This is a genomic window from Hyphomicrobium sp., from assembly GCF_020852195.1.
Classification (GTDB): domain Bacteria; phylum Pseudomonadota; class Alphaproteobacteria; order Rhizobiales; family Hyphomicrobiaceae; genus Hyphomicrobium_C.
The window spans coordinates 36,352-45,706 of sequence record NZ_JADZBI010000174.1 but is presented as its reverse complement, the minus strand read 5'-3'; the positions used below and the strand labels follow the sequence as shown (position 1 = coordinate 45,706).

Genomic DNA, 9,355 nt, shown 5'->3' with positions numbered 1-9,355 from the left:
CGGATTCGCGTTCGCGGGCAACCGTCCGGCCGGGTGCACATTCCGGGAATCGAGTCCGGCAAGTCCGGGAAATGCAAAGCCGCCCAAAGGCGGGCGCCGCGGTCGAAAGCCGGATTCCCGGATTTCCAGTTTCGCATCTGCCTATGTGGGCAGATAGGGCAAGGGAAATAGCCGAGTTCCCATTATGGGATTTTCCTTGATCCCAAATTGGGAACACGCTATGTTGCGCGCATGAGGATCATAGCCCGCAGCACGCTGGTCAAGTTCTGGGAGAAACACCCTGAAACTATGGCGTCGCTCGAGCATTGGCTAAGCGTGGCGAAAGCAGCGGATTGGGGATCGCCTAACGCCGTTGTAGAGACGTTCTCGAAGGCGAAAGCGCTCAACGACGAGCGGGTGCGTTTCGAGGTTGCAGGTGGGAACTACCGGCTGATCGTGGCTTTCGACTTCAGCCGCAAGGTCGCCTTCATCAAATTCATCGGCACGCACGCCGACTACGACCGCATCGATGCTCTCACAGTATCCTTGTACTAGGAGGAACACATGAACATCCGCCCGATTCGCACTGAGGAGGATCATGCCGCGGCACTCAAGGAGATCGAGCGTCTCTGGGGGGCCCCGGTCGGGACGCCGGAAGGTGACAAACTCGATGTCCTTACTACGCTTGTGGAAGCCTACGAGAACGCGCATTGGCCCATTAAAGTGCTCGATCCCATCGACACAATCAAAGCTCACATGGAGGCGACGGGGCGTAGTCGTGCAGAACTGATCGACATACTCGGTTCACGCTCGCGAGCTTCCGAGGTTATGGCTCGCAAGCGTGCGCTCACAATCAACATGATTCGTGGGTTGGCGTCGGAGTGGCATCTCCCTGCCGAGGTTTTGATATCATCCTATCGGGTGAAAGGTGTGACGCGGACTAAGCAGCGCAAGAAAAACGCAGCTAAAGGCCAACGTCGCCGCACGCTTGCAGCATGATGGGAAGTGAAAGTGTCCTCACGTAGGCCTGTGCTGACTCAAATTCGCTCGTGGGCAGCGATTTGAGGTTTCCTGGTCCCAAGGCGGCTCACCAAGGCCAAACGGCCGCCAGCGACTCACTCACTGTGGGTCAGCGAGAGCCATCTAGCCAGAGGAGCGCCAAGCCGAAACGGCTGTTGCGGTACGCAACGTATAGAGTGAGGAGGTCGATCACGGCGCTTCCTCCGCGGGCGGTGCTGTCGCGAGAGTGTATCCGGCCGCCACGAGCGAGAACCCGGCCGCCTGGTAGCCGAGCATGAGGCTCATCAACTTGTCCTGCTCTGCCCTGGTGATCGGCTTCCGAGACAGGTCCACGATCGAGGCGGCGATCTCGTCGAGCTGTGCCTGGAGGATGCCGACAACGTGCTCAATGTCCGGCGGCCGGCCGGGCTCGCCGAACAGTTCACGGCGCAACCTGTTGTCCATCGTCATCAGTAGCTCACCTCGAGCATGGGGCCATCGCGCATGGTTTCGTTGATCCCCCGTATGATTTCCCTCAGTTCGTCTCTGGAATAGCGTGAGCCCTCGGCCTTGATGATAATTGTCTGCGGCTGCTGCTGCGCCTGCTGCGGCCCGGATCCCGGCGCGCTTGTCACTGTTGTGCTTTCCGACCGGGAGGGCAGCGTCGGCGCAGACGATACTGAGGCCGTTTTGCTCATCGCCTGGATCGCCCGGACGCTGGCGAAGCCCTGGGCGGCCACTGTCGCCGCTGCAGCGATGTTCGCAGGAAATGGCAAGGTCAGGGCTTTTGTGATGCCTTCATGAACGTTGACGATAGCCCGAGCGAGCGCTGCAGTCTGGTTGATGCGAATTAGCGTCTTATTGCTCGAACCCGAGGCGTCGACAACCATTTGCATGGCTGCCGCGATCTGATCAGATGCCTGGAGCCAAGTGTTCCCCGCACGCTCTGCAGCCTTTGCCGCTGCGTTCTCGTACTGCTGCCAGGAAAATACGCCGCGGTTGAGCAGATCGTCGAGGCGCGTCATTTCATTATTGAACAGCTCCGCCGGCGTTCGTAGATCCTCGAGGATTTGCATCCCCTCCGCTTTCGCGGTCATGTCAGCGAGAGACGCCGCAAGGTTCCGGTTCGCCTCGACCAGATCGCCAGTGATGGGGACGCCGGATTCGATCGCTGCCCGCATGAGTTCCTGCTCCGCCCTATACTGAACGGCAGCGGTCGTCGTCATGCCGTAGGTCGCGGCCTCGATCTTCATCGCCTCGACCTGGCGGGTAATCGACTTCTGCAGGCGGTCGTATTCGCTCATGCGATCCCGGCCGCTCGCCTCCTTCGTTGTCGTGCTCGACGCCCAGGCCCGCGCATTCGCCGCAGTACCCCATTCGTCGAAGAGGTTGCGACTAGCGTTGGCTTCCGAGTTCGCGGCGAGCTCTGATGATAGTCCCGCCGCGGCGCCCACATTCGGATTGGCGAGACGTCCGAAGTCTGCTGAGCCAAGCTGACCGACGTTGACGCCGGGAATCTTGTTCGCGAGCTCGAGCAGTCGATTGATGGAGCCGACGACGCTATTCACCATGCGCTCGACGCCAGCGATCACGCGGTTCGCTGCGCTCGTCATCGCGTCCGCGATCGCAGAGGGGAGCCTGTTCCACAACGTCTGCGCCTGCGTGAAGGCGTACTGGAATCCCTGAACGATTGCGGCCGCCGTCTCCAGTGCCCATTTCACCACGCTGCGCAATGCAGGCTCGGCCGCTGCGACGAATGTATCCCAAGCCACGCCCAGGTAGTCGGTGAGCTTCGCAACCTCCCCCTGAATTGGTTGCACGTTACGCGCCGCGGCCGCAAGGCCGACGCCGATTGCAGCGATTGCGCCCATCGCAGCATATCGCATGTATTTCCATGCCGTATCGAAAACGCCTTGCATCGCGCTCGCCGCGCGGGCTGCCGCGTTCTGAATGCCTCCGAACGCCGACGAGGCGACCTGCTCAGCTTTCCGATAGGCATCGCTCAATGACGAGCTAACCCGCTTCGCTGCGTTCTGCGCTCCGGTCGCCAGGCCCATCACGGCGGCTTCGGCGCGCGCTGCTGCGGCTTTAAGACGTTCGAGCGCTTTCGTGCCTTCCTCGAGCTCTTGGCTGCGGATTTCGAATCCCAACTGTGCGATGTCGGACATGTTCCTGCCTTCCCCTATTCCAATTTCATGGAACGGAATGCTTCACGCGCCTCGACGCGACGCTGCATCCGCTGCGCAGATTCCGCGACTATCTGTGGCCAGTTCTGCGCTGTCTTCCTGACGAAAGCGAAAGGCTGCGTACCCGGATGCTGGACCCGCTTCGCAAACACGCTCGCTCCGCCCGCGTACCAACGAAGTGCTTCCGCGTTCCGCGGCTCGATGACATGGGGCTGAGTTCCGTACTCCATGTGCCTGGCGTAATTGGCCTGGAAGCCGAGGTAGATGGTCTGGCCGATGTTTGCGCCTGCGATTACGAGGTTGATTTGCTCCTCGTTGTCAGAAAACACCTGATCGTCGCCGGTTCGAACAAGTGGCATCGCGCTCGTTGATGCCATCAGCGACCGTCTTAGGTTGCCCGTTTTCACCGGCATATTGCCACCTGCCGCAACCGGGCGACGGACTTCATTCGCAACTGTCTGCGCAGCATCACGGAACACAGCAAGCATTCGCTTCTCGCATTTCGCCGCCCAAGCCGAGATCTGCGCTGAGAAACTCTGTGTCATCCGCTCCGCTCATTTCCAACGGGCGGTCGGCTAAGCCCCGCCGACCGCCCTTCAACGACGCGAAACGATCACGCCGCTTTGCCCGAATGCATTCCAAGCCATTCCGACGGCAGCTGCGTGCTGGGATCGTCCTCGATGATCCAACGGCCATGCGCGAGATCCTCGTTCGTCGCAGGCCGTCTTTCCGCCATGCCGCTGGGACCTTTGAAAATCGCAAGCACTGCGCCGCTCTCTTGCCTTTTCAGATAGACAGGCTCCATACCCTCCAGCGGCGCGCCCTCGAGCATGCGCTCGAACTCCCGGTTGGAAAGCCGGAGACCTGCGACAATCCCCGACCTCGCCGCCCCGATCGCCCGCTCTACCGTCTCAACGGCCTGCTCGAGCTCGGCAATCTCATCGCGTTCACCGGGATGCAGTGCGTCGATGGCCCTGTTGACCAACCGGTCATGCGTGAATTCGTTTACACCCGACAGCGGCGCCGGCGCCTCGACGACGGCGAGAGCGATCAGCGGATCCACATCGGTACCGAGCAACTTCGATCGCTCGTCGATCGAGAGGCCGCGGAGCCAGGTCCTGATCTCCTGCCGCATCATCACGCCGGCGAGATCCGTCTTGTCGGGCCCCTCGAGCTGCAGCTTCTCGCGCCGCTGATCGATCTCTTTCCGCGCCGCCTGCACGGCCACCTTGCGGCCCTTCGCGATCGCTCCCAACGCGTTCGCCTTCGTCCACCGCATGAGCTCGTCGACCTGGCCGTCCGCGGTGAGGCGCTTATCTCGCGCCAACGCTCCACGCTTCGCAGCGAACTCGCTCGCGACCTTCAGCGCCGCATCGTAGCTCTCACGCAACTTCGCGAAGACCGGATCCTTCTTGTCGCTCCATCGCCACAGGCCAACAAAATTATCGTCTACCGTGACGCGTCCTTCGCGCCCTGGAATCTGTTGCATCTCTCGCACTCCTTGTGCTCTGACTCTGGCACGCGGACTCCAACGCAACGCTCACCATCCAATCTGTTGACCGCCCTCGCTCTCCGCGAAGTCATCGCGAGGAACGGCACCGCGGGTCGTCTGGCCGACATACGGATGACACGCCGCTCGCCTCTGGCTCCAAGGATCGTCACCAGCGCGGCCATAGGTCCCGAATGCCGCTGTCGGCTGCTCGACGACAGGCCGAACCACAAGCGACACAGCACCCGCCACCGCATTCGCCCGATCGTCGTGACAGGATTTGCCGGAGCCATGATCTATCGTCTCGCGACCACCACGCGCCACGCGCCTCTCGAGACCGACGATCTGATCAATGGTCCGTTTATCGTCGAGAAGATCGACGGTGCCGGAATTCAATCTCGGCAACAGCGCATCGCGATAGAGCTCCGAGCGGACCTGCCCCGCGAGCTTGAACGCGATGCCCTGCTTGCGGAATGGCTCACGGCAAAACTCACCGCCCCAGCGGTCACCCGTTACTTCCGTGATGCCATAGGACTTCAAGAGCGCGCAGAACTCGGAGACGACGTCGTCGGGCGAGAACGGCGGTCGTCGTCCGCGAACAGCATCGATCACGACACGATTCCTTTCTCCATGCGCGATGCACAAAGTCATCTCGTCCCCGCCGCTGCCGCCGGCGGGATCGACGAATGCCTTGTACGCCACGCCTGACACATGGGGCCGCTCACGGACCCCGAAGGACATACACCCCTCGACAACCTCGCGCGTCACAAATGCTTCGATGTCGCTGCGGAACTCGGCCATGTATTCGGCACGCGCAGCCGCCTCGTCCTTCTGCAAAGCCCGCTCGATCACCGCCTGGTCAAGCGACGGGTTGAACTCCGTCGACGTGCCCTTGACAACCAGGATCTCGTCGCTGCCATCGGGGCCGTAGTGGGCCCGGAACGTCTCCCAGACCTCGCCGCGGCGAGCATGGGGTGAGGTGATGATGATCAGCGGGCCGCCCGTCGTCGCGAGTGTAGGGCGCACCGCAGCCAGGATCTCGGTGTCCGCGTTCGCGCTGCCCTCGTCCGAGTAGAAGAACGCTGCCTCGTCGGCGATGCAAGCAACGCAGGTGACGCCGCGGAGGCGCCGGAAGCTCGCCGCCCGGACCTGGATCACAACGCCGTTGGTCAGCCGAACCGTGTCCTGGGTCTGCTCCTTGGCCAGCAGCTCGACGAAGATCGGGGTGTCCTCGATGATGGCGCGGACGTAGCCCAAGACCACGGCGGCCTGCCGCTGGTCGGGAGCGATGCAGAGCACGACGCCAGGCTCGCCGCGGACCAAGCGGGGATGCTCGCAAAGGCAGGCGATGTACGTGGCCAGCACGGCGATCGCTCGCGACTTGCCGCCTCGCCGGCCGATAATGGCAAACAGCTCGGCGACCATCCTTGGCGGCGGATGCTTCCGGCCTCCGGCGATGCGCTGATAGATCTCGATCTCGTCGGTCTCGAGCGCCTCGCCCATCATCGCGATCAGTACGATGCGCCAGGACCGCCAGCTATCACCCTGGAGCACCTTGCCGAGCAAAGCGGGATCGGCGAGGGCCTGCCGCATGGTGACCTTGGTCTTCATGCCGCGACCTCGCGATCTGCCGCCTTAGCGCGCAGGTACTGATCCAGGGTCGGAGTGACGTCCTTCGGCCGGCGTTCAAGGCCGATGTCGATCAAGAGGCGGCGCAGCGCGTTCGTTGCGGTCGTGAACTCGGCAATATCGAGGGTGCCCCCGTTGGCCATGGCCACCTCAGCTTGCTCGCACCAAACGGCGATCGTCGCGGCGCGCCGCATGATCAGCATGACTGCTTCGGATGGATCGCCGCCGGCATCGCTCACAAGCTGAGCCAAGACCTCTTTGTAGCGGCGCATCGCCGTTGACCGTCCGTCGACATTCGACAGGATCACCTTTCCGGTCCCGATCTTCGATTTACCCTGCGGCCTAGCAGGCCATATCCGTGGTCTGTCCATGAGCTACTTTTGTCACTCAAGTTTGTAGGTAGAATTGATGGTAGTATGAGCTGTTCTCAGTAAGTGTCAATATATGCTTGTCTTTTTCTTATCTTTGGCGGACATATCTTCCGTTTTCGATCCGTCGAGTGCGCTGCCAAGTGGACCGCGTAAAAATGATGATCGACGAGTGTTCCAAGAGCCCCCTTGTCACCAGTCACCGCTTGTCACCACCGGTTTCGCAAACTTCTATGAGAACAGATCACGCTTCTTTCCTTGTGTGCCCATACACTGGTGACACTGGTGACGTGATTGATTGCCGGACGTTTTTCCTGTCACCGGTTCATCCTTGTCACCGGTCTTCCACTGGTGACTGAGAGTGAAGATCGAGATCGGACTGCAACGCGCCCCGCTTGTAGCGCCACTCGCGTTTCCCCGACTCTGCGCGGAACTGGTAGCGCTCCCATCCGCGGCTGAGCAGGCAGCGAGCGACGCGATTTCGGTTGGTTTGATCCCACCGGGCCTCGTCGAGTTTCAGGGCACTTTGCAGTATCTCGGGAATGCTGACGTTTTGCCGGGTGTGCACAAAGTCATCGATCAGGGCGTCCCATGGATCGTCAATGAGCCGCGCCATCTGCTCGTGAGATGCAAGCGTGGCCGCTGATCCCTCGAGCCACCACCGTTCGCCCGCCTTGAATAGCGCCACGGCTTCCGCCCAGATCTGATCGCGATCGCGCCGGATGGCGTTGAGATCAATGCGGCCGACCTTGATCGGCCAGAAGCGCCGACCGCCGGTTTCGTCGCGGAGGTAGGTATCGCTGTTGGTCGAACCGGCGAACACGCACTGGCGCGGCACCTCGATGATGCGCGAGCCGTATGGCGGTCTGAAGCGGTCTGTCGTGCGGGAGAGGAAGGCTTTGATTTTTGAGACGTCGGCCCGGTTCATCGACTCGAGCTCGGCGATTTCGATGAGCCATGCGGCGCGGGCCTGCATCGCGGCATCCTTGCTGCCCAGATCCGCCAGTTCGTCGGAGTGCCAGGGCTGGGCCAAGGCGGCGAGGGCGGAGGACTTGCCGCGCCCTTGGGGCCCCTCGAGGATCAGCATGTGATCCGCTTTGGCGCCGGGCCGATAGACCCGGGCGACGGCTGAGACGAGGAATGCGCGCCCGACCGAGCGGGCAAAGAGGGTGTCGACGGCGCCGAGATAGCGGCCGGCGAATCGGTCGACCCGAGGCTTGCGATCCCACTCGAGCGATCCGAGGTAGTCGCGGATCGGATGAAAAGTTGCGTCCTGCGCGACGGTTTCTATCGCCTGCTGTGCGATGTTCAGAGCGACGCCGATGTTGGCATGCTGAAACCATTTCGTTGCCAGCACGTCGTCGCGCGGCGTCCAGGTGCGCGGCGGATGGTCATGGGCAACGGAATCCCAGGGCGGGGCCTTGAGCGCAACGGTGCGCATGGCGTGCTCGTCGAACGCGAGAACACCTGCCCACAGCGGACAGTAGCGGAGGGCGTGAATGGCATTTGCGACGTTGGCGCGGGGCCCGGTCGGGCCCACAATCAATCCGTTGCGCCACAACTCTACGTCCTCAGGGGGTGCCCCGGGTCGCGACTTTCTCTTTCGGGTGGGCAGCGCGGCGACTGTCATGCCGCCTCTCGCCGCTGCTGATCGTTCTGATCTGAGAGGCGGAACGCGAGTGCGCGCATATCGACCAGCCGATCGTGTCGCTCCCAGGCCTCAGCGAGCAGCCAGTCCATGCGCGCCGCGAGTTCATCCATCTCTGCTGCGAGCGCGTCGTACTCCTCCTCCAGGCCGAGAATGCGGATCTTTAGTGCCGTCAGGATCCTCGCGGTGCGCGCATCGGGGGCGCTCATGCGGCACCTCCGATCGACTCGACAGTCACCGTGCAGCGTCCGGACGCTATGGCATCGTCCCACGCCGCGCTGAGTGCCACGACAAAGCTGTCATCCTGGATGACGTGCGTGGCCACCAGCAGATCCAGAAGCGGTTTTAGGACGTTATCGAGATCGCGTCGCCGTTGTGGTCGCCCAGCTCGTATCGTGATGGCGACTGGTCCAGGTATGGCGCGCGGGTGCTGGCCCAGGAGCTCCCAGCCGGCCTCGTCGACCCATGCGCGGTAACGCGCTGTCCGGACACGCCCGACGCCGCGGACGTTCCGCCAGCACCTGTTTACGGATGGCGGTACAGGCAGCGCTACATGCGCGCCCACTCCGGCGGCGATAGCCGCCTCTTCGGTCTCCATCGTGCCCCGATGACTCCATGCACAGGGGCCGATGGCGCCGTTGCGCGCGCATGCGAAGCGCGGTATAAATGGCGTGTCATAGATCTGTCCCTGTAGATGCCTCTACGCGGACGCCACACACATAGGCCCTGGTCGAGCGCGGAAACGCTCCTCCGGGGTCTCTCGTCTCTAGGCCGACTTCCCACGCCGCCTCATGACGGCGTTGTGCGCTCGTCTCCTCCCCGAGTGGCGATCCGCTGAGCGATCCACTCGTCCACCTCAGACTCGACGAAGGCTGACAGGCGGGGCGTGAGCTGAACGGGCCGTGGGAAGAGGCCCGCCTTGATCATCTCATAGAGTGTCGATCTCGGCAGGCCCGTGCGGTACTCGACATCGCGGCGCAGGATCAGACGCTGCGCGGCAGGCGATGGGGTGTCGTCGACGATGGCCAGAGCCATGGTGCTGTGTCCTCCGGATGTA

At 62.4% G+C, this 9,355-nt stretch carries 12 protein-coding genes; 2 read left to right on the top strand and 10 right to left on the bottom strand.

All coding sequences use genetic code 11. From position 1 onward, the window contains the following. The first annotated feature begins 231 nt into the window (after positions 1-231). Both IT540_RS15115 and IT540_RS15110 read left to right on the top strand, forming a co-directional pair. A complete protein-coding gene (locus IT540_RS15115) occupies positions 232-534 on the top strand; it encodes a type II toxin-antitoxin system HigB family toxin (protein ID WP_291179633.1) in 303 nt (100 codons plus the stop codon). A 9-nt stretch (positions 535-543) separates the two neighbouring features. Next, the gene (locus IT540_RS15110; RefSeq protein ID WP_291179630.1) at positions 544-978 is read left to right on the top strand and encodes a transcriptional regulator; all 435 of its coding nucleotides are present in this window, start codon (positions 544-546) and stop codon (positions 976-978) included. A gap of 210 nt (positions 979-1,188) precedes the next feature. Here the strand turns inward: IT540_RS15110 and IT540_RS15105 are convergent, their stop codons facing one another. From IT540_RS15105 to IT540_RS15060, 10 genes are all read right to left on the bottom strand, one after another. Then, positions 1,189-1,449 (bottom strand): hypothetical protein, encoded by a 261-nt coding sequence (locus IT540_RS15105; protein ID WP_291179627.1) that lies wholly within the window; start codon positions 1,447-1,449, stop codon positions 1,189-1,191. Then, on the bottom strand, positions 1,449-3,146 hold the full coding sequence (locus IT540_RS15100; protein WP_291179624.1) for a hypothetical protein: 1,698 nt from the start codon (positions 3,144-3,146) through the stop codon (positions 1,449-1,451). Before IT540_RS15100 ends, IT540_RS15105 begins: the two co-directional genes overlap by 1 nt. Before the next feature lie 14 nt (positions 3,147-3,160). After that, the gene (locus tag IT540_RS15095) at positions 3,161-3,709 is read right to left on the bottom strand and encodes a hypothetical protein (protein WP_291179621.1); all 549 of its coding nucleotides are present in this window, start codon (positions 3,707-3,709) and stop codon (positions 3,161-3,163) included. A 68-nt stretch (positions 3,710-3,777) separates the two neighbouring features. Next, entirely contained in the window at positions 3,778-4,653 is an 876-nt protein-coding gene (locus IT540_RS15090) for a hypothetical protein (protein ID WP_291179618.1), read from the bottom strand. A 51-nt stretch (positions 4,654-4,704) separates the two neighbouring features. Then, positions 4,705-6,264 carry a hypothetical protein gene (locus IT540_RS15085; RefSeq protein WP_291179615.1) on the bottom strand — a complete coding sequence of 520 codons (1,560 nt, stop codon included), beginning with the start codon at positions 6,262-6,264 and terminating at the stop codon, positions 4,705-4,707. Next, the gene (locus tag IT540_RS15080; RefSeq protein WP_291179612.1) at positions 6,261-6,590 is read right to left on the bottom strand and encodes a hypothetical protein; all 330 of its coding nucleotides are present in this window, start codon (positions 6,588-6,590) and stop codon (positions 6,261-6,263) included. The genes IT540_RS15085 and IT540_RS15080 overlap by 4 nt, the downstream gene beginning before the upstream one ends. A gap of 394 nt (positions 6,591-6,984) precedes the next feature. Further along, positions 6,985-8,211: a virulence-associated E family protein gene (locus IT540_RS15075; RefSeq protein ID WP_291179609.1), complete on the bottom strand. Its 1,227-nt coding sequence runs from the start codon at positions 8,209-8,211 to the stop codon at positions 6,985-6,987. 65 nt (positions 8,212-8,276) lie between these two features. After that, positions 8,277-8,507, bottom strand: a complete 231-nt coding sequence (locus IT540_RS15070; RefSeq protein WP_291179606.1) for a hypothetical protein — start codon at positions 8,505-8,507, stop codon at positions 8,277-8,279. Further along, complete coding sequence (locus tag IT540_RS15065) at positions 8,504-8,896, bottom strand: RusA family crossover junction endodeoxyribonuclease (RefSeq protein WP_291179603.1); 393 nt, start codon at positions 8,894-8,896, stop codon at positions 8,504-8,506. Before IT540_RS15065 ends, IT540_RS15070 begins: the two co-directional genes overlap by 4 nt. 191 nt (positions 8,897-9,087) lie before the next feature. Then, positions 9,088-9,333 (bottom strand): AlpA family transcriptional regulator, encoded by a 246-nt coding sequence (locus tag IT540_RS15060; protein ID WP_291179600.1) that lies wholly within the window; start codon positions 9,331-9,333, stop codon positions 9,088-9,090. Between the last annotated feature and the right edge of the window lie 22 nt (positions 9,334-9,355).